Source organism: Enterobacter sp. LU1 (assembly GCF_008271405.2).
In the GTDB taxonomy this organism is placed as follows: Bacteria; Pseudomonadota; Gammaproteobacteria; order Enterobacterales; family Enterobacteriaceae; genus Enterobacter; species Enterobacter hormaechei_C.
Genome location: NZ_CP043438.2, coordinates 429361 through 449927, shown reverse-complemented (window position 1 = coordinate 449927; position 20567 = coordinate 429361). Strand labels below are relative to the sequence as shown.

The following is a 20567-nucleotide window of genomic DNA, read 5'->3' as shown; positions in this document are numbered from 1 at the left end:
GTTCCTCCGTTGTCAGCTCCGGTGGAAATTTTCTTCATTCCACCAGCAATAATTTATAAAGCGGTTGATTCTCTTCAACCAAATCGGCCAGCGTGTAGTTATCCAGTTCCTTGAGAAAACTTTGCACGGCCTTTGAAAGCGCCTGTTTCAGGCGGCAAGCGGGCGTAATGTGGCAGAACGCGCTGCTACAGTTCACCAGAGAGAGCGGCTCCAGTTCACGTACCACATCGCCAATACGGATACTCTGCGCCGGTTTACCGAGACGGATCCCTCCATTCTTCCCGCGGACGGCAGCAACGTATCCGGCACGACTAAGTTGATTGATTATTTTGACCATATGATTACGGGACACACCGTACACCTCTGTGACTTCAGAGATGCTGGTCATCTTCCCATCGGGTAACGACGCCATGTAAATCAGCGCGCGTAAGCCGTAATCGGTGAAACTTGTTAACTGCACATCAACCTCAGGAAAAAGGGAAAACGCGGTCAAACCGCAGAGATATTCATTAATGATGATAAACCAGCCAGATAGTTAGCGGCTAATTTATTTGACAGACGGGGCGAAAAAGCGGAGATCCAGGAGCGGTCGCCGGATGGCGCTGCGCTTATCCGGCCTACGGGTTTCCCCGCAGGCCAGCAGTCACGAAGATTATGCGTCGAACGGGTCGCGCAGGATCATCGTTTCAGTACGATCCGGGCCGGTAGAAATAATATCGATCGGCACTTCGGTCAGTTCTTCAATGCGCTTGATGTAGTCCAGCGCGGCTTTTGGCAGGCCACTACGCTCTTTCACACCAAATGTGGTCTCAGACCAGCCCGGCATGGTTTCGTAAATTGGCTCAATGCCTTCCCAGTCGTCAGCAGCCAGCGGAGTGGTGGTCACTTCGCGGCCATCAGGCATACGGTAGCCTACGCAGATTTTTACTTCTTTCAGGCCGTCCAGTACGTCCAGCTTGGTCAGGCAGAAGCCAGACAGGGAGTTGATCTGCACTGCGCGACGTACGGCAACGGCGTCCAGCCAGCCGGTACGACGACGACGACCGGTGGTCGCGCCAAACTCGTTACCCTGCTTGCAGAGGAACTCGCCGGTCTCATCAAACAGTTCGGTCGGGAATGGACCTGCACCCACGCGAGTGGAGTACGCTTTGATGATGCCCAGAACGTAATCGACATAACGCGGGCCCAGACCGGAGCCGGTTGCCACGCCACCCGCGGTGGTGTTAGAGGACGTTACGTACGGATAGGTACCGTGGTCGATGTCCAGCAGCGTACCCTGCGCACCTTCAAACATGACGAAATCGCCACGCTTGCGCGCCTGGTCCAGCAGATCGGACACATCAACAACCATACCGGTCAGAATATCAGCAATCGCCATGACGTCATCCAGCACTTTCTGGTAGTCAACGGCTTCGGCTTTGTAGAAGTTCACCAGCTGGAAGTTGTGATATTCCATCACTTCTTTCAGTTTTTCAGCGAAGGTCGCTTTGTCGAAGAGGTCACCCACGCGCAGACCGCGACGAGCCACTTTATCTTCGTAAGCCGGGCCGATACCACGACCGGTGGTGCCAATCGCTTTCGCGCCACGCGCTTTTTCACGCGCCACGTCCAGTGCCACATGATAATCCAGGATCAGCGGGCAGGCTTCGGAGAGCAGCAGACGCTCACGAACAGGGATACCACGGTCTTCCAGACCTTTCATCTCTTTCATCAGCGCAGCGGGAGACAGCACAACGCCGTTACCGATGATGCTGGTGACGTTTTCGCGAAGAATGCCTGATGGAATAAGATGGAGGACGGTTTTTTCACCGTTGATTACGAGAGTATGGCCTGCGTTGTGACCGCCCTGGTAGCGTACAACATATTTAGCCCGTTCAGTCAGAAGATCAACAATCTTCCCTTTACCTTCGTCACCCCATTGGGTGCCCAGTACGACGACGTTGTTACCCATTTTTTCAAAATCACCGTTTGCTTAAAAATGGATTCTACCATCGCTTTTTCAGATATACAGCACTTTTTGACCCTAAAATATGCCAATTGCGGTTAGTTTTTGATCAGCCAATCGTTTTCCTCAACATGTAGTAGATAACGATACCGGCAACCACAAGACCACCGCCAAAACGACGCAAAATATTGTCCGGGAGTTGGCTCATTGTCGCGATCATCCGGCGCCATGCGCGCGGATAGAGCATCGGGCCGAGGCCTTCCAGCACCAAAACCAGGGCCAGTGCGAGCCAGATCGTGGAGTTCATTTTTCATCCTTATAAAAGAAAACCACCGCTCCGTGAAGAGCGGTGGTTTGAATACTCAAACGAGCCTGAGTTTATCGCGTTGCGTTGGTCGGCGTCTTCATATAACGGAAGAAATCGCTGTCCGGGCTGAGCACCATCACATCCTGGTTGCTCTTGAAGCTATTCTCGTAAGCGCGAAGGCTACGGATGAAGGCGTAGAAGTCTGGATCCTGGCTGAATGCATCAGCAAACAGTTTAGCCGCTTCGGCATCACCTTCACCGCGCAGGATACGACCCTGGCGCTCAGATTCCGCCAGCGTCTTGGTTACTTCATAGTCCGCTGCCGCGCGCAGTTTTTCCGCTTCTTCCTGACCCTGTGAACGGTGACGACGGGCTACCGCTTCACGCTCGGCGCGCATACGGTTGTAGATCGCCTCGGACACTTCCGCTGGCAGGTTGATCTGCTTGATGCGCACATCAACCACTTCGATGCCCAGCGCCGCCATACTGTTCGGGTTGATCACCGGCACTTTACCGTTGGTTTCAGCCTGAACACGTTCAGCCGCTTTGGCAATCGCATCGTCTGCCGCCGGGGTTTCAACTTCATCCTCGGTGCCCGCAGAGCCGGAGTTCAGCGCATCACGCACTTCCAGCGTCAGACGACCACGGGAGTCGGTCACAATGTCTTTCACATCCAGACGACCAATTTCAGAACGCAGACGGTCAGAGAACTTACGTTTCAGCAGCACTTCTGCCTGAGAAACGTCGCCACCCCCGGTTGCCAGGAAGTAGCGGCTGAAATCGCTGATGCGCCATTTGATATAGGAATCAACGATCAGGTCTTTCTTCTCTTTGGTCACGAAACGATCGGCCTGGTTATCCATGGTCTGGATACGCGCATCGAGCGTTTTCACTGACTGAATGAACGGGATCTTGAAGTGCAGACCCGGCTCATAAATCACCGGACGCTTGTCGCCGTCACGCACGACGCTACTGAACTGGAACTTGATCCCACGCTCGCCCTCTTTCACCACAAAGATGGAGGTGTAGAGCACGACCAGTACGATGATGATGATCGCAATAACTGACTTACGCATCCTTATTCCCCCTGACGCTGGTAGTCGTTACGCTGCGCGTTAGCACGGCGTTGGTCCATAATGTCACCATCGTTCGAAGAAGGCGTTGTGTTCGCGCTGGCGCTGCCAGACGAGGCCGGTGGCAGACGCAGCAGGTTGTTCGCACCGCTGTTGTCTTTTGCTGCCGGTGCAGAACCGCCTTTCAGCATCTGATCCAGCGGCAGGACCATCAGGTTTCCGCCTTTGTTGTCGTTAACCAGCACTTTACGCGTATGGCTCAGCACTTTTTCCATGGTCTCGATATAGAGACGCTCACGGGTAATTTCCGGCGCGGCTTTATATTCCGGCAGGATCTTCGCAAAGCGAGCCACTTCACCCTGTGCTTCCAGGATGGTCTGGGTCTTATACGCACGCGCTTCTTCCAGAATACGCTGCGCCTGACCGTTTGCACGCGGCTGAACTTCGTTGGTGTACGCTTCCGCTTCACGGATGTACTGCTGTTCGTTTTCACGCGCGGCAATCGCATCGTCAAACGCGGCTTTCACCTCTTCCGGCGGACGTGCAGCCTGGAAGTTGACGTCCAGCAGGGTGATACCCATGTTGTACGGACGGATGGTCTCTTCCAGCTCACGCTGGGTATCGCTACGAATAACGGTACGACCTTCGGTCAGGATACGGTCCATGGTGTATTTGCCGATCACGCCACGCAGGGCGCTGTCGGTTGCCTGACGCAGGCTGTCATCGGCGCTGGTCACGCTAAACAGATAACGTTCCGGATCGGTCACGCGGTACTGTACGTTCATCTCAACGCGCACCACGTTCTCGTCAGAGGTCAACATCACGCCAGAGGCGGCCAGTTCACGGACGGACTCCACGTTAACCGCGGTCACGTCATCAATGAAGGTTGGCTTCCAGTTCAGGCCCGGTTCAACCAGATGGCTGAACTTACCGAAACGGGTGACCACGCCGCGTTCTGCTTCTTTAATGGTGTAGAACCCGCTGGCTGCCCAGATGATTACCACCGCAGCGGCGACAATGCCCACCACGCGGCCACCCATTGGCGGGCGCGGACTCTGAGTGGAATTGCCACCCGAGCCAGAACCTTTTCCTCCGCCAAGGCCACCAAGCTTTTTGCTCAGTTTGCGGAAGATATCATCCAGATCCGGCGGCCCCTGCTCGCGACCACCTTTGTTGCCATTTCCCCCAGAGTTGCCGCCTTGATTATTGCTGCTTCCCCACGGGTCGCGGTCTTGTCCGTTATTACCGGGCTGATTCCACGCCATGTATATGCTCCATATTTGTTATGCAAGGGCGAATTTTTCAGGCTTCCCCTTTCTGATCAGACGATATAGTCCGCCAGCGCAGGTTCTTGTTTACAGAGGCGACGCCAGTCAACGATCGGCATACGCACCTGCATCCCCACGCTGCCGTCATCCTCCATCCACTCTTTTTCTATCGCCTGAAGCTGATAAAACCGGCTGCGCAGCCTGCCTTCCTGTGGCGGCAGTCGCAGCGTGTGCTGAGCTACCTCACCGGAAAGACGTTCTGTCAAAGCCTGGAAAAGCAGTGGCACACCAATCCCGGCCTGAGCAGACAGCCAGACCCGAATCGGTTTGTTCTCTTCGTCTCGGTCAATACGCGGTTCGAAATCGTCCAGCATATCGATCTTGTTCATCACCAACAGGGTGGGAATTTCGTGGGCGTCGATCTCTTCGAGCACCACGTTCACCGCGTCGATGTTCTCCTGCACGCGTACGTCCGCCGCATCAATGACGTGCAGCAGCAGGGTCGCCTGACGCGTCTCCTGCAACGTCGCTTTAAACGCCGCGACCAGATCGTGCGGCAGATGGCGGATAAACCCTACGGTATCCGCCAGCACCGTTTCACCCACGTCTGCGACGTCAATACGGCGCAGGGTTGGGTCCAGGGTCGCAAACAGCTGGTCTGCGGCATACACCTGGGCCTCGGTTATCTGGTTAAACAGGGTGGATTTACCGGCGTTGGTATAACCCACCAGCGACACCGTTGGGATATCGGCTTTCGTTCGCGCCCGACGCCCCTGTTCGCGCTGTTTCTCTACACGTTCCAGACGTGAAAGGATCTGAGTTATACGCCCACGCAGCAAACGGCGGTCGGTTTCGAGCTGGGTTTCACCCGGGCCGCGCAAACCAATCCCGCCTTTTTGTCTTTCAAGGTGTGTCCAGCCACGCACCAGACGCGTCGCCAGATGGCGCAACTGCGCCAGCTCAACCTGCAACTTACCCTCGTGGGTACGCGCACGCTGAGCAAAAATATCTAAGATCAACCCCGTGCGATCGATTACACGGCATTCGCAGAGAGCTTCCAGGTTACGTTCCTGAGCCGGAGACAGCGCATGATCAAACAGCACAACGGATGCGCCGGTTGCTTTTACGGCATCCGCAATTTCAACTGCTTTACCTTCACCAACAAAGTACTTCGGGTGCGGCGCTTTACGGCTACCGGTAATCACCTGCATTGCTTCGACACCGGCGGAAGAGACCAGAGATTCAAACTCCTGGAGGTCTTCCATATCTTTGTCTTGCGAAAAATAGATGTGTACCAGCACCGCCTGCTCACCGGCGTCATAACGGTCAAACAAGCGTAAACCTCTCTAAAAAGATCAGCGGGGAACGCAGGATCCCTGGCTCCCCGTGTGGATAACAGCCCAAAACCTTATTCGGTTTCTTCGCTGTCCTGCGCTGGTGTTGAAGAACCCTGCGCGTTGCTGCCGTGATGGTAGTTACTGCCAGTGCCGCCGCCAGCGTTATTGCTGTGATGAGATACCGGACGGGACGGAACAACAGTAGAAATCGCGTGCTTATAGACCATCTGGCTGACCGTGTTTTTCAACAGGATCACGAACTGATCGAAAGACTCAATCTGACCTTGCAGCTTAATACCATTCACCAAATAAATAGAAACTGGAACACGCTCCCGACGCAATGCGTTCAGGAACGGATCTTGTAAAGATTGCCCCTTAGCCATTCTATCTTTTCCTTATATGCTTGTTTTGTACTTAGAACCTTGCGATTCTGAAAAATTGCGCACGATACGGCTTAATTGTACACATTCAGTCAGCGATATCACCAATAACCTCAATCACTTCGTTTAACGCCTGTTGTGGTTTTTCACTGTCTAACCAGTGAACCCCCTCCCAACCGCGTAACCAGGTGATCTGGCGCTTCGCTAACTGTCTCGTGGCGCAAACACCTCGATAAACCATTTCATCGTATGAAATCTCACCTTCAAGATACGACCACATCTGGCGGTATCCCACACAACGAATGGAAGGCATGTCCGTATGCAAATCTCCACGGGCAAAAAGCGCCCGCACTTCTGCTTCAAAATCTGAAGCCAACATCTGATGAAAACGCTGCTCAATTCGTTGATGGAGCAGTTCACGGCTCGCCGGGGCGATGGCGAACTGATGCACCTGATACGGCAGAGCGTCTCCTGACGTTTGCGTCAGTTCCGTTAAAGTTTTACCCGAAATGAAAAAAACTTCCAGTGCCCGGGAAAGCCTTTGCGGATCGTTTGGGTGGATCCGCGCTGCGGCAACCGGATCAATCTCTTCCAGTTGCCTGTGCAAAGCGTCCCACCCCTGCTCTGCCGCCTGCCGCTCAATCTTCGCTCTCACTTCCGGATCGGCCGATGGCAGAGGCGATAACCCCTCCAGCAGCGCCTTAAAGTAGAGCATCGTGCCGCCAACTAACAGCGGTATGCGTCCCGCGGCGGTAATCTCGGCCATCTCGGCTAAGGCGTCGCGGCGAAAATCTGCCGCGGAGTAAGCCTGTGCCGGGTCGAGAATATCCAGTAAACGGTGCGGTGCCGCACGCAGTTCGTCTGCGTTGGGCTTCGCCGTGCCGATGTCCATCCCTCGGTAGATGAGGGCTGAATCAACGCTAATCAACTCTACTGGCAAAACTTTACGTAACTCAATGGCTAACGCCGTTTTACCGGAGGCCGTTGGCCCCATTAAAAAAATCGCCTTTGGCAGGCTCGCCTTACTTACATCAGTCATGTTTCAGGGCGGTCATCGCCGTTTGTAAATCAACAGGTTGTAACAAACCACCTGGAGGCGCTTTCACCAGCTGTGGACAGAGGCGCTCCACCTCCGCCAGAACGGTAATCGCCTGCGCCATACTCCACGGTGCATGCTCGCTGGCCAAATGGCGGGCGATCCACTGCGCGGTATCGGCGGCATCAAACGTCGTTTGCTGCGCCAGGTAGCCTATCAGTTCAGGAATCAAGTTTTGTAAATTTTGTTGGCGTAAGGGTAAAGGCACTGCGCGAATTGTCACATGCTGCGCGTCCAGTACGATTTCAATCCCCATTTCGGCCAGTTGCGTCTGCACGCGCCGCAAAACCCCTGTTTCTTCAGGGGATATTTTCAGGCGAACGGGGATCAACAGCGGCTGCGCGCAGGCGGCATTCACCCCCGGGGTTAACTGCGCCTGTTTGAGCCAGCGCTCCGCCACGGAAAGCGCCAGCAACAGCAGTTTACCTTCGCGTTCAAGCAACGCCATGTCGGGAGCAATAATGGTCAATACCCGACCAAAACTCTGGCTATGCCCATCCAGAGAGGGGGTTGAAACCGTGATGTGCTCTTTATGCTCCACCGCCGGCGTATCCAGCAGTTTGCGGCACAGCGCCCCCTGCTGTTTGTGGTAGCCCGGCTGAGCGTTGGGATAGTTGGCACCGGTTGGTCGCGGCGCGTTGCCCGCCGGGGATAAACGTGGAGCAGCCGGCTCGCGCGCGACCGCCGGTTCGGCAAAATGGTTACGCCCGGCCGCCACGCGGTTTTCCGGCAGTGGGCGCGGCGCGGGCTCTTCTTTTGCCAGCGGCAACTCTGGCTCTGCCTGCTGCTGCAATACAGCGGCAACGCCCTGGTAGATGAAATCATGCACCAGGCGCGACTGGTGGAAACGCACCTCGTGCTTGGCGGGGTGCACGTTAACGTCAACCTGGTGCGGGTCGATCTCCAGATAAAGCACAAAGGCGGGCTGTTGATCGGCGCCGAGCTTATCTTCGCAGGCCTGTCGAATAGCGTGGTTAATCAGGCGGTCGCGCATCATGCGGCCGTTGACGTAGCAATACTGGATTTCTGCGAACGCGGCGCTGCTGGCGTTCGGATCGGCAACCCAGCCGCGCAGGGCCAGATCGCCATGCTGCCACTCAATGGACAGCGCTTTTTCCAGAAACGGTGTGCCGCAGATGGCGCCCAACCGACGCTCCTTTTGTCCACCCTCCGCCACCGCGCGGTACTGGCGCATCACCTTACCGTTATGGCTGAGGTTGATGGTGACATCAAAGCGCGCCAGCGCGATGCGGCGGATGATCTCGTCGATATGTCCGAATTCGGTCTTCTCGGTTCGCATAAACTTGCGCCGGGCGGGCGTGTTATAGAAGAGATCCAGCACTTCAAGCGTGGTGCCTACCGGGTGCGCCGCAGGTTTAACCGTGACGTCCATATCACGCCCTTCGGCGTAGGCCTGCCAGGCTTCCTGCTGGTCGGCCGTGCGGGAGGTCAACGTTAAGCGGGAAACGGAGCTGATACTGGCCAGCGCTTCGCCGCGAAAACCCAGGCTGATAATCGCTTCCAGATCGTCAAGTGAGGCAATTTTACTGGTGGCATGACGCGCCAGCGCCAGCGCCAGCTCGTCCTTTTTGATGCCACAGCCGTTATCACGAATGCGGATAAGCTTTGCGCCCCCGCGTTCGATATCAATATCAATGCGGGTCGCCCCTGCATCGAGGCTGTTTTCCACCAGTTCCTTCACCACCGACGCAGGGCGTTCCACCACCTCACCGGCGGCGATTTGGTTCGCGAGCTGCGGCGGTAGAACCTGAATCGGCATGAACTCTCCTTAATTAGTCGCGGTCATCTCACCCGGCAGCGCGGCGCTTGCCGTCTGGGCGGCCCCGCCCTGCGGCGCAGACTGAAGCGGATGCGCGTCAAAGTATTTACGCAGACCGTTATAAATCGCTTCGGCAATTTGCTGCTGATAGCTGTCGCTGCCCAACAGGCGCTCTTCGCCGTTGTTACTGATAAAGCCCGTCTCTACCAGAATCGACGGAATATCCGGCGAACGCAGGACACCGAGGCTTGCATGCTCAGGGCGACGCTTATGCAGCGATCCAATGCTTTGCAGCTGGCTCAGTACGTTAGTGGCGACATCATACCCGACGCGCTGAGAATGACCGAACTGTAAATCCAGCACCGCCTGGCTGAGATACGGATCGGCCTGGCTGTTTGCCAGCACATCGCCTGCCCCGCCTAACAGTTCAGACTGCTTCTCGTGCTCTTCAAGCCAGTTCGCCATTTCACTGTTGGCGCGACGGTTCGACAGCACCCATACCGACGCGCCGGTGGCGTTACGGTTCGGCGCAGCATCCGCGTGAATCGACACCAGGAAGTTGGCGTTTTGCTTACGCGCCACATCCGAGCGTCCCATCACTGAAATAAAGTAATCTCCGTCGCGGGTCATGACCCCTTTAAACATCGGATCGTCATTCAGAAGCGCACGCAGCTTACGGGCAATGGCGATAGTGACGTTTTTCTCCCGCGTGCCGCCCGGGCCAATCGCGCCAGGATCTTGCCCGCCGTGTCCGGCGTCGATGGCGATAATCACTTTGTCGCCACTGACCGGCGTTCGCCGCGCGCTGACCGCCGGACGCGTCACCGTATTGCTGCTGGTCACGGCGGTAAGTCGGTCATTTTGTGATTTAAACGGATTACGGGCTGGCTCAGACGGCCTTGGGGTATAAACCGGCGCCTCCACGCGTTTTGCTACAACAGGTGCAGGTGGCGGCGGAACATCAGCATTAATGGTAAAGACCACCGTATAATTGGCGCCGTTTTGCTGCTTAACCGCCTTCGTCTTGCCCTTTTCGGTGAGATCGACCACCAGACGCAGAGACTGCGCATCCTTCGGCGTCCCCGAACGGATGCTTTTCACCAGATTGTTGCCGCTGAACTGGAGCGGCAGCCCCTGGATCACCCCGGTCTGTTTAATATCGAGCGCCACGCTGCGGCTGTCGATTTGTGAGAAAGCATATTCAGGATCGCCCATAAAGCTGAACGTAATACGGGCCTGGCTATCGCCATTCGACACCTGAATATCCGAGAGGCTGGCCGCCCCGGCCTGCGCGCACAGCAGGACCGTGGCAGCCAGCACCCAACCTTTAACGCGATTAATCATCCCGTTATCCCTACGCTCAACTGGCTAAACGCGCCAGTAAGGAACAGCCTGATGAGGAAACCGCACTGATGCGCGCCTCACGCCCTTGTGCCTGGTAATCTAAGTGAATTTCGACATCCGGGTCAGGCAGCACACCCGCACCTTGTTGCGGCCACTCCACCAGGCAGATGGCGTCGTTGGCAAAGTAATCGCGGATCCCCATAAATTCCAGCTCCTCAGGATCCGCAAGACGATATAAATCAAAGTGGTACACCATGATATTTTCAAGCGTGTACGGTTCTACCAGCGTATAGGTCGGGCTTTTTACGTTCCCGTTATGGCCTAACGCCTGCAAAAAGCCACGGCTGAAGGTTGTTTTACCCGCGCCTAAATCACCATACAGATAAATGACGGTCGCCCCCTGACAGGCCTGCGCCACGCGCTTGCCGAGATCTAAAGTGGCTTGTTCATCAGGTAAAGGAATCGCTCGATTAGTCATTTTCTACGTCAATCACATCCGGGTTAACAACACGCCGCAGCGTGCAAAAAAGATCGGTGGCCAGCATACCGCGCGTTCCGTAACAAGCAGCCAGCCTGTCAGCCGCCACACCGTGGGCCACGCAGCCCGCACAGGCTGCATCATAAAGGGGAAGTTTCTGTCCGAGCAATGCGCCAATGATGCCAGAGAGCACATCGCCCATGCCGCCGCTCGCCATGCCTGCATTACCGGCATCAACGATGCCCATCGCACCATCGCTGGCGATAACGGTCCCCGCCCCTTTCAAAACGGCAACACCTCCGTAACGTTTTACCAGACGTTGGGCTGAAAGTAAGCGATCGCTTTCAATTTCTGCCACGCTACAGTTAAGCAGCCGTGCGGCTTCGCCGGGGTGCGGCGTTAGAATGCGATTGTGACGCTTATCCGGGTTTATTGCCAGAAGGTTAAGCGCGTCGGCATCCCAGAGCATCGGTTTACGAAAATTCTCGGCCTTTTGCAGGGCCTGTTTACCCCACTCCTGCTGACCCAGGCCCGGACCAATGACCACCACGTCCGCCCACTCAAGACCCTCTTCAATCGCCTGCGGGGTAAGCTCGTGGACCATCAGCTCCGGCCGCGCGGTAATAATGGGCGGGATGTTTTCGCTGCGGGTCAGCACGCGTATTAATCCGGCGCCGCTGCGCAACGCGGCCTCTCCGGTCATACGAATCGCACCTGCCGTGCCGCGATCGCCGCCGATAATCAGCAGTCGGCCATGGTCGCCCTTATGGGACGTGGGACGGCGCGGCGGCAGCCACTGTGCAAGCAGGGAGGCATCAAAGCGGGTGATGTGGGTATCCTGTCCGGCCAGCCAGTTTTCCAGCCCCAGGGCGTTGTGGTGTAACGTGCCCACGACATCCCGCGCTTTACCGGTAAGCAAACCCGGCTTCAGGGCGATAAAGGTCACGGTGCGCGCCGCCTCAATCGACACGCCCGGCGTCACGCCGGTTTGCGCCATCAGGCCGGAGGGAATATCCAGCGCTACCACCGGGGCGGGGTGCGCATTAGCGCGCGTAATCAGCGCGGCGACGTCATCGCGAGGCGCGCGCATCAGTCCCGTCCCCAGCAGACCGTCAACAATCACGTCGACATCCTCGGGCCAGACGATATCAGGCGCATGAATAATGCCCCCCGCATTCAGCCAGGCCTCTCTCGCCATGCCCGCTTCTTCCGGTAACGGCTTGTCGCTCTCCAGCGCCAGCAGGGTGACGCGCAGCCCCGCCGCCACCGCAAGACGAGCCACCACATAACCATCGCCACCGTTATTGCCGTGCCCGCACAGGATCAGATAGTGCGAAGCCTCCGGATAAGCCGTACGCGCCACGTTAAACGCCGCCTCGCCCGCGCGCTGCATCAGTTCGTAAAGGGTAATGCCCAGGCTATCTGCGGCCTCTTTCTCGGCCCGACGGAGGTCATCCGCATGCCAGATGGAATGTGGTATACTTGCGGGGTTTTTCTTCACAGTATGGTCCGTCATGTCACAGCCCCTCGATCTCAATGAATTAGCGCAAAAAATAAAACAGTGGGGTGCTGAACTGGGCTTCCAGAAGGTCGGTATTACTGACACCGACCTCTCTGCCAGCGAGCCTAAGCTCCAGGCATGGCTGGATAAACAATACCACGGCGAGATGGAGTGGATGGCGCGTCACGGTATGATGCGTGCCCGCCCCCACAAGCTGTTGCCGGGTACGCTGCGCGTTATTAGCGTACGCATGAACTATCTGCCTGCTAACGCGGCCTTTGCGCGCACGCTAAAAAATCCTTCGCTGGGTTACGTCAGCCGATACGCTCTGGGACGTGACTACCATAAACTTCTGCGCAACCGTCTAAAAAAGCTCGGGGAAACCATTCAGCAGCACTGTGTTTCGCTGAATTTTAGACCCTTTGTCGATTCTGCGCCTATTCTTGAGCGCCCGATCGCCGAAAAAGCCGGGCTCGGCTGGACAGGTAAGCACTCACTTATCTTAAGCCGCGACGCGGGCTCATTCTTTTTCCTGGGTGAACTGCTGATTGATTTACCCCTGCCGGTAGACGGTCCGGTGGAAGAAGGCTGTGGTCGCTGTGTGGCCTGTATGACCATCTGCCCAACGGGCGCTATTGTCGAACCGTATACCGTTGATGCGCGCCGCTGTATCTCTTATCTCACTATCGAGCTGGAAGGCGCCATTCCAGAGGAATTTCGTCCGCTTATCGGCAACCGCATCTACGGCTGTGATGACTGTCAGCTGATTTGTCCGTGGAACCGTTATTCACAGTTGACGGACGAAGAAGACTTCAGTCCGCGCAAGGCGTTACATGCCCCGCAGTTGATCGAACTGTTCGCCTGGAGCGAAGCCTGGTTCCTGAAGGTGACGGAGGGTTCCGCCATACGTCGTATCGGCCACCTGCGCTGGCTGCGTAATGTGGCCGTTGCGCTGGGGAATGCCCCGTGGGATGAGGCAAATCTTCAGGCGCTCGAAAGCCGTAGAGGTGAGCACCCACTTCTTGATGAGCACATAGAATGGGCGATTGCGCAGCAAATTGAGAAGCGAAATGCCGGCGTGGTTGAAGTGCAGTTACCGAAGAAACAGCGCCTGGTCAGGGTGATTGAAAAAGGGCTGCCGCGGGATGTGTGATATATTCACAGGCTGTGAATAAAAATAAGAATTCAGGCGCCATCAGCTCTGGCAAACAGGTCAAGTGATCTCAATAACATTTTGAAATCAAATTTTCTTCATAAATTACAATGAATTACGAAGATATTATTCACCCTGCTAACATTTCGTACAGACTGGTTTTATCACGGTTTCTGTGGATAACTCTGTTCACAAGAGTATTTCAGACATAATAGAAAACGTCCCCAACGAAGCACTTCGCTGTGGATAATCTGGAGATGAAGAAGAATTTGGAGCGGGAAACGAGACTCGAACTCGCGACCCCGACCTTGGCAAGGTCGTGCTCTACCAACTGAGCTATTCCCGCTTGGGTGTTCTGGTGCTATGCGTATCTTGCGATACTTTCAAATTTTGGAGCGGGAAACGAGACTCGAACTCGCGACCCCGACCTTGGCAAGGTCGTGCTCTACCAACTGAGCTATTCCCGCTTGGGTGTTCTGGTGCTGGCGTATCTTGCGATACTTTTCAAATTTTGGAGCGGGAAACGAGACTCGAACTCGCGACCCCGACCTTGGCAAGGTCGTGCTCTACCAACTGAGCTATTCCCGCAAATCTGTACTGCTTTTGTTGCTGTCGTAACGTGTAATTCTCTGTCGTTACGGGAGGCGCATTATACGAGAAATCCGTTTAGCTGCAACCCCCCTCAAAGCGATTTTTTTGAAATTCAGTTCAAGTGCTTATTTAATCGGCAAGCTGAACAATTTAGCGACAAAAACCCGGCCACGCAAGGCGCCGGATCGCAAAATCAGAGCTTAATAAAGTTTTCGCGATAGTACGCCAGCTCCGCAACAGACTCACGGATGTCGTCCATCGCCTGGTGCGTCCCCTGCTTTGTAAAGCCGTCGAGAATTTCCGGTTTCCAGCGGCGGGCCAGCTCTTTCAGGGTGCTCACATCCAGATAGCGGTAGTGGAAGTAGGACTCCAGCTCCGGCATGTACTTAAACAGGAAACGACGATCCTGACCAATGCTGTTGCCACAGATAGGCGATTTTCCTGCCGGCACCCACTGCTTCAGAAATTCAAGCGTCGCCAGCTCCGCTTCGCGGTCGCCCAGGGTGCTGGCCTTCACGCGTTCCACCAGCCCGCTGCCGGTATGGGTACGCACGTTCCACTCATCCATCAGCGCAAGCTGGTCATCGGACTGGTGCACGGCAATCGTTGGGCCTTCCGCCAGAATATTGAGATTGGCATCGGTGACCAGTGTGGCGATCTCAATAATGCGATCGCGCTCGGGATCCAGGCCGGTCATCTCCAGATCGATCCAAATCAGGTTGTTTTCGTCCGCGCTCATGTTATTTTCCACCCTTCTCGCATAACCGGCAGTAGCAGGTTAACTAGTATTAATTAGAGTGTATCATAGAGGTTTTGCCCGCTACGGGCGACCAGGAGCCAGCGCGATTGAGTAAAAATAAACTCTCCAAAGGGCAGCAGCGCCGCGTGAATGCAAATCACCAGCGCCGTCTTAAAACCACTACGGAGAAGCCCGATTACGACGACAACCTGTTTGGCGAAGCGACAGAAGGCGTTGTGATTAGCCGCTTCGGCATGCACGCCGATGTCGAATCCGCCGACGGGGATATCCACCGTTGCAATATCCGTCGCACCATCCGTTCCCTGGTGACCGGTGACCGCGTGGTCTGGCGTCCAGGTAAAGAGGCGGCGGAAGGGGTAACGGTTAAAGGCATCGTAGAAGCCGTGCATGAACGCACGTCGGTTCTGACCCGTCCAGATTTCTACGACGGCGTGAAGCCCATTGCCGCCAACATTAACCAGATCGTGATCGTTTCGGCGATTTTGCCTGAGCTTTCGCTCAATATTATTGACCGTTATCTGGTGGCCTGCGAAACGCTACAGGTTGAGCCGCTCATCGTGCTGAATAAAATCGATCTGCTGGATGACGAGGCCATGGCCTTTGTAAATGAGCAGATGGATATTTACCGCAACATTGGCTATCGCGTGTTGATGGTTTCCAGCCGCACCAAAGATGGCCTGAAGCCGTTAGAAGATGCGCTGACCGACCGCATCAGCATCTTTGCGGGGCAGTCCGGCGTAGGTAAATCGAGCCTGCTTAACAACCTGCTCGGCCTTCAGCAGGAGATCCTGACCAACGATGTGTCTGACGTCTCGGGCCTGGGCCAGCACACCACCACTGCCTCACGTCTCTATCACTTCCCGCACGGTGGCGATGTGATTGACTCCCCGGGCGTGCGTGAATTTGGTCTCTGGCACCTCGAGCCGGAACAAATCTTTAACGGATTTGTCGAATTCCATGACTATTTAGGCGCTTGCAAATACCGCGACTGTAAACATGACAACGATCCGGGCTGCGCTATCCGCGAAGCGGTAGAGAACGGAGAAATTGCGGAAACCCGTTTCGAAAATTACCACCGTATTCTCGAAAGCATGGACCAGGTAAAAACGCGTAAAAACTTTTCTGATTCTGATAACTGACAACTAAGCTAAGCGTCGCTAAAATCGTCCCCTTTTTTCAGGTTCCGGCAGCGTAATGCCGGATCAGGAACGACAAAACAATGGCCTGGAGGCTACCTTGTTAAACTCATTTAAACTTTCGCTTCAATACATTCTGCCGAAACTGTGGCTCACTCGCCTGGCGGGCTGGGGCGCGAGCAAACGAGCGGGCTGGCTGACCAAACTGGTCATCGACCTGTTCGTAAAATACTACAAGGTCGACATGAAAGAAGCGCAGAAGCCGGATACGGCAAGCTACCGCACCTTCAACGAATTTTTTGTGCGTCCGCTGCGCGACGAAGTGCGCCCGCTGAATACCGACCCGAACGTGCTGGTGATGCCAGCGGACGGCGTGATCAGCCAGCTGGGTAAAATTGAAGACGACAAAATTTTGCAGGCGAAAGGCCATAACTACAGCCTGGAAGCGCTGCTGGCCGGTAACTACATAATGGCCGATCTGTTCCGCAACGGGACTTTCGCGACCACCTATCTCTCCCCACGCGACTACCACCGCGTGCATATGCCGTGTAATGGTATTCTGCGCGAGATGATCTACGTGCCGGGGGATCTGTTCTCTGTAAACCACCTGACGGCGCAAAACGTTCCTAACCTGTTTGCCCGTAACGAGCGCGTCATCTGCCTGTTTGATACTGAATTTGGCCCAATGGCGCAGATTCTGGTGGGTGCTACCATTGTAGGCAGCATCGAAACCGTCTGGGCGGGCACCATTACGCCGCCGCGCGAAGGCGTGATCAAGCGCTGGACCTGGCCTGCCGGCGAAGAAGAAGGTTCTGTGGCTCTGCTGAAAGGTCAGGAAATGGGCCGCTTCAAGCTGGGCTCAACGGTCATCAACCTGTTCGCGCCGGGCAAAGTTAACCTGGTCGACGAGCTGGAAAGCCTGTCTGTGACCAAACTCGGCCAGCCTCTGGCAGTATCGACGGAGGTCTTTGTAACGCCAGAGGTTGCGCCTGCCCCGTTGCCGGAAGAAGAGATCAAAGCCGAGCACGACGCCAGCCCGCTGGTTGACGACAAAAAAGACGAAGGCTAACAACAGAAGGATCGCTGACGTGCGCCCGATTATCGTATTACTGATGGCCTGGTGCCTCAGCATGGGGGCGTACGCAGCGACGGCCCCCGACGCCAAACAGATAACCCAGGAGCTGGAGCAGGCAAAAGCGGCGAAACCCGCTCAGCCGGAGACCGTTGAGTCACTCCAGTCTGCACTGAACGCGCTTGAGGAACGAAAGGGTTCCCTTGAGCGCGCGCAGCAGTATCAGCAGGTTATCGACAACTTCCCCAAACTCTCTCAGACCCTGCGCTCGCAGCTAAACAACCTGCGCGATGAACCACGCCAGGTCCCCGCGGGGATGACGTCCGAGGCGCTTAATCAGGAGATCCTGCAAGTCAGCAGCCAGCTGCTGGAAAAAAGCCGTCTGGCGCAGCAGGAGCAGGAACGGGCGCGTGAAATTGCCGATTCCCTCAGCCAGCTTCCACAGCAGCAAACCGATGCCCGCCGTCAGTTAAATGAGGTGGAACGCCGCATCGGGACGCAGACAGGCAGCACACCACAGAATCAGGCGCAAAATCTTGGGTTGCAGGCGGAATCCGCCAGACTAAAAGCGCTGGTTGATGAACTGGAGCTGGCGCAGCTTTCCGCTAACAACCGCCAGGAGCTGTCGCGGATGCGTTCCGAGCTGGCGCAGAAGCAGAGCCAGCAGCTGGATGCATATCTCCAGGCGCTGAGAAATCAACTCAACAGCCAGCGTCAGCGTGAAGCTGAACGTGCGCTGGAAAGCACCGAGTTACTGGCCGAAAACAGTGCTAACCTACCCGACAGCATCGTCGCCCAGTTTAAGGTTAACCGCGAGCTTTCTGCCGCGCTGAATCAGCAGGCGCAGCGCATGGATTTGGTGGCCTCGCAGCAGCGTCAGGCCACCAATCAAACCCTCCAGGTTCGTCAGGCGCTCAACACGCTGCGTGAACAGTCCCAGTGGCTTGGCTCGTCTAACCTGTTGGGCGAAGCGTTACGCGCCCAGGTGGCTCGTCTGCCAGAGATGCCAAAACCGCAGCAGCTTGATACGGAGATGGCGCAGTTGCGCGTTCAGCGTCTTCATTATGAAGATCTCCTCAACAAGCAGCCGCAAATCCGCCAGATCCGTCAGGCTGACGGACAGCCGCTCACCGGCGAGCAAAGTCGTATTCTGGAAGCGCAGCTGCGCACCCAACGCGAACTGCTCAATTCCCTGTTGCAGGGAGGCGATACGCTGATCCTTGAGCTGACCAAGCTGAAAGTCTCGAATAGCCAGCTGGAGGATGCGCTGAAAGAGGTCAACGAAGCCACGCACCGTTACCTTTTCTGGACGTCCGACGTGCGGCCGATGACCTTCGCCTGGCCGATTGAGATTGTGCAGGATCTGCGCCGCCTCATTTCATTGGACACCTTCAGCCAGCTGGGCCTCGCCAGCGTAATGATGATAACCAGCAAGGAGACCATCTTCCCGCTGCTGGGGGCGCTGATTCTGGTGGGCTTCAGTATTTATTCCCGTCGTCACTTTACCCGTTTCCTTGAGCGCTCCAGCGCCCGAGTGGGAAAAGTAACCCAGGATCACTTCTGGCTGACGTTGCGTACTGTGTTCTGGTCAATTCTGGTCGCGTCTCCGCTGCCGGTGCTGTGGATGACGCTCGGATACGGCCTGCGTGAAGCCTGGCCCTACCCGCTTGCCGTCGCGATTGGCGATGGCGTGACCGCCACCGTTCCGCTGCTGTGGGTGGTGATGATTTGCGCCACGTTTGCGCGGCCAAATGGTCTGTTCATCGCTCACTTTGGCTGGCCGCGTAATCGCGTTGCGCGGGCGATGCGTTACTACCTGATGAGTATCGGGCTGATTGTGCCGCTGATTATGGCGTTGATCATGTTCGATAATCTCAATGACCGGGAGTTCTCCGGCTCGCTGGGACGGCTGTGCTTTATGCTGATCTGCGGGGCGTTAGCGGTAGTGACGCTCAGCCTGAAACGCGCCGGGATCCCGCTCTATCTCGACAAGACCGGCAGCGGCGATAACATGTTTAACCGTCTGCTGTGGAACCTGCTGCTCAGCGCGCCGCTGGCGGCGATGCTGGCGGCAGCGGTCGGTTATCTCGCCACGGCGCAGGCGCTGCTCGCCCGACTGGAAACGTCGGTGGCTATCTGGTTCCTGCTGCTGGTGGTCTACCATGTTATTCGCCGCGGCATGCTGATCCAGCGTCGTCGTCTGGCGTTTGACCGTGCCAAACACCGTCGCGCAGAAATTCTGGCCCAGCGCGCGCGGGGTGAAGAAGAGCCGAACCACGTCAACAGCACCGAAGGGACCACAGACGCCGATGACGTCGAACTGGATCTGGATGCGATCAGTACCCAGTCCCTGCGGCTGGTACGCTCAATTCTGATGCTGGTTGCCCTGCTGTCGGTGATCTTCCTGTGGTCGGAAATCCACTCCGCGTTTGGCTTCCTGGAGAACATCTCTTTATGGGATGTGACGTCCACGGTGCAGGGGGTCGAAAGTCTGGAGCCCATCACCTTAGGGGCCGTGCTGATTGCGATTCTGGTGCTGATCATCACCACGCAGCTGATCCGTAACTTCCCTGCCCTGCTGGAGCTGGCGCTGTTGCAGCATCTGGATTTAACCCCCGGCACAGGCTATGCGATCACCACCATCACCAAGTATTTAATCATGCTGTTTGGTGGGCTGGTTGGCTTCTCGATGATTGGTATCGAATGGTCAAAACTGCAATGGCTGGTTGCCGCCCTGACCGTAGGCCTGGGTTTTGGTTTACAGGAGATTTTTGCCAACTTCGTCTCTGGTCTGATCATTCTGTTTGAAAAGCCGATTCGAATTGGCGATACGGTGACCATCCGCGATCTCACCGGCAGCGTCACCAGGATCAACACCCGCGCCACCACCATCAGCGACTGGGACCGTAAAGAGATCATCGTCCCGAACAAGGCGTTTATCACCGAGCAGTTTATCAACTGGTCGCTGTCCGACTCCGTCACGCGTGTGGTGCTGACCGTACCCGCTCCGTCGGATGCCAACAGCGAAGAGGTGACGCAGATCCTCTATACGGCTGCTGAACGCTGTTCGCTGGTAATCGACAACCCGCCGCCGGAAGTGTTCCTGGTTGATTTGCAGCAGGGGATCCAGATTTTCGAGCTGCGTATCTACGCCGCCGAGATGGGACACCGTATGCCGCTGCGCCATGAGATCCACCAGTTGATTCTGGCTGGCTTCCGCGAGCACGGAATTGATATGCCGTTCCCACCGTTCCAGATGCGTCTGGAAACGCTGGACGGACGTAAGACGGGAAGAACGTTGACGTCAGCGGCGCGTACGCGCCCGGCGGGAAGTTTGTAATCCTTT

The 20567-nt window shown here is 56.1% G+C and carries 17 protein-coding genes and 3 tRNA genes; 4 read left to right on the top strand and 16 right to left on the bottom strand.

Annotation, left to right across the window (positions count from 1 at the left end; all coding sequences use genetic code 11):
* Positions 1-34 precede the first annotated feature (34 nt).
* From nsrR to nnr, 12 genes are all read right to left on the bottom strand, one after another.
* Positions 35-460 (bottom strand): nitric oxide-sensing transcriptional repressor NsrR, encoded by a 426-nt coding sequence (nsrR, locus tag FZF21_RS02150; RefSeq protein ID WP_003855998.1) that lies wholly within the window; start codon positions 458-460, stop codon positions 35-37.
* 192 nt (positions 461-652) lie between these two features.
* Positions 653-1951: an adenylosuccinate synthase gene (locus FZF21_RS02145; RefSeq protein WP_003855997.1), complete on the bottom strand. Its 1299-nt coding sequence runs from the start codon at positions 1949-1951 to the stop codon at positions 653-655.
* A 103-nt stretch (positions 1952-2054) separates the two neighbouring features.
* On the bottom strand, positions 2055-2252 hold the full coding sequence (locus FZF21_RS02140) for a DUF2065 domain-containing protein (protein ID WP_003855996.1): 198 nt from the start codon (positions 2250-2252) through the stop codon (positions 2055-2057).
* A gap of 71 nt (positions 2253-2323) precedes the next feature.
* Complete coding sequence (gene hflC, locus FZF21_RS02135; RefSeq protein ID WP_003855994.1) at positions 2324-3328, bottom strand: protease modulator HflC; 1005 nt, start codon at positions 3326-3328, stop codon at positions 2324-2326.
* A gap of 2 nt (positions 3329-3330) precedes the next feature.
* Positions 3331-4590 carry an FtsH protease activity modulator HflK gene (gene hflK, locus FZF21_RS02130; RefSeq protein ID WP_003855992.1) on the bottom strand — a complete coding sequence of 420 codons (1260 nt, stop codon included), beginning with the start codon at positions 4588-4590 and terminating at the stop codon, positions 3331-3333.
* Positions 4591-4646: 56 nt separating this feature from the next.
* The gene (hflX, locus tag FZF21_RS02125) at positions 4647-5927 is read right to left on the bottom strand and encodes a ribosome rescue GTPase HflX (RefSeq protein ID WP_003855991.1); all 1281 of its coding nucleotides are present in this window, start codon (positions 5925-5927) and stop codon (positions 4647-4649) included.
* A 74-nt stretch (positions 5928-6001) separates the two neighbouring features.
* Entirely contained in the window at positions 6002-6313 is a 312-nt protein-coding gene (gene hfq, locus FZF21_RS02120) for an RNA chaperone Hfq (RefSeq protein WP_003855990.1), read from the bottom strand.
* 85 nt (positions 6314-6398) lie between these two features.
* Positions 6399-7349, bottom strand: a complete 951-nt coding sequence (gene miaA, locus FZF21_RS02115) for a tRNA (adenosine(37)-N6)-dimethylallyltransferase MiaA (protein ID WP_017383956.1) — start codon at positions 7347-7349, stop codon at positions 6399-6401.
* Positions 7342-9186 carry a DNA mismatch repair endonuclease MutL gene (gene mutL, locus FZF21_RS02110; RefSeq protein ID WP_149121107.1) on the bottom strand — a complete coding sequence of 615 codons (1845 nt, stop codon included), beginning with the start codon at positions 9184-9186 and terminating at the stop codon, positions 7342-7344. Before mutL ends, miaA begins: the two co-directional genes overlap by 8 nt.
* A 9-nt stretch (positions 9187-9195) precedes the next feature.
* Positions 9196-10530, bottom strand: coding sequence for an N-acetylmuramoyl-L-alanine amidase AmiB (gene amiB, locus FZF21_RS02105; protein ID WP_047737059.1), 1335 nt, complete (start codon positions 10528-10530; stop codon positions 9196-9198).
* Between the two features lie 16 nt (positions 10531-10546).
* Positions 10547-11008, bottom strand: a complete 462-nt coding sequence (gene tsaE, locus FZF21_RS02100) for a tRNA (adenosine(37)-N6)-threonylcarbamoyltransferase complex ATPase subunit type 1 TsaE (protein ID WP_032104772.1) — start codon at positions 11006-11008, stop codon at positions 10547-10549.
* Positions 11001-12524 carry a bifunctional ADP-dependent NAD(P)H-hydrate dehydratase/NAD(P)H-hydrate epimerase gene (gene nnr / locus FZF21_RS02095; RefSeq protein ID WP_032646977.1) on the bottom strand — a complete coding sequence of 508 codons (1524 nt, stop codon included), beginning with the start codon at positions 12522-12524 and terminating at the stop codon, positions 11001-11003. Before nnr ends, tsaE begins: the two co-directional genes overlap by 8 nt.
* Here nnr and queG point away from each other — a divergent pair.
* On the top strand, positions 12523-13662 hold the full coding sequence (queG, locus tag FZF21_RS02090; RefSeq protein WP_149121108.1) for a tRNA epoxyqueuosine(34) reductase QueG: 1140 nt from the start codon (positions 12523-12525) through the stop codon (positions 13660-13662). The two genes, nnr and queG, sit on opposite strands and share 2 nt — an antisense overlap.
* A 270-nt stretch (positions 13663-13932) precedes the next feature.
* Here queG and FZF21_RS02085 read toward each other — a convergent pair.
* The 4 genes from FZF21_RS02085 to orn form a co-directional block, all read right to left on the bottom strand.
* Positions 13933-14008: transfer RNA gene (locus FZF21_RS02085), tRNA-Gly, on the bottom strand.
* Positions 14009-14053: 45 nt separating this feature from the next.
* Positions 14054-14129 (bottom strand) — tRNA-Gly (locus FZF21_RS02080).
* 45 nt (positions 14130-14174) lie between these two features.
* Positions 14175-14250 (bottom strand) — tRNA-Gly (locus FZF21_RS02075).
* A gap of 196 nt (positions 14251-14446) precedes the next feature.
* Positions 14447-14992: an oligoribonuclease gene (orn, locus tag FZF21_RS02070; protein ID WP_003855965.1), complete on the bottom strand. Its 546-nt coding sequence runs from the start codon at positions 14990-14992 to the stop codon at positions 14447-14449.
* Between the two features lie 107 nt (positions 14993-15099).
* On the opposite strand from orn, the gene rsgA reads away from it, so the two are divergent.
* The 3 genes from rsgA to mscM all read left to right on the top strand — a co-directional run bounded on the left by rsgA (position 15100) and on the right by mscM (position 20561).
* Positions 15100-16152, top strand: coding sequence for a small ribosomal subunit biogenesis GTPase RsgA (gene rsgA / locus FZF21_RS02065; RefSeq protein ID WP_003855964.1), 1053 nt, complete (start codon positions 15100-15102; stop codon positions 16150-16152).
* A gap of 97 nt (positions 16153-16249) precedes the next feature.
* Entirely contained in the window at positions 16250-17218 is a 969-nt protein-coding gene (gene asd / locus FZF21_RS02060; RefSeq protein ID WP_026080660.1) for an archaetidylserine decarboxylase, read from the top strand.
* Positions 17219-17237: 19 nt separating this feature from the next.
* Positions 17238-20561 (top strand): miniconductance mechanosensitive channel MscM, encoded by a 3324-nt coding sequence (gene mscM, locus FZF21_RS02055; RefSeq protein ID WP_017694680.1) that lies wholly within the window; start codon positions 17238-17240, stop codon positions 20559-20561.
* The last annotated feature ends 6 nt before the right edge of the window (positions 20562-20567 follow it).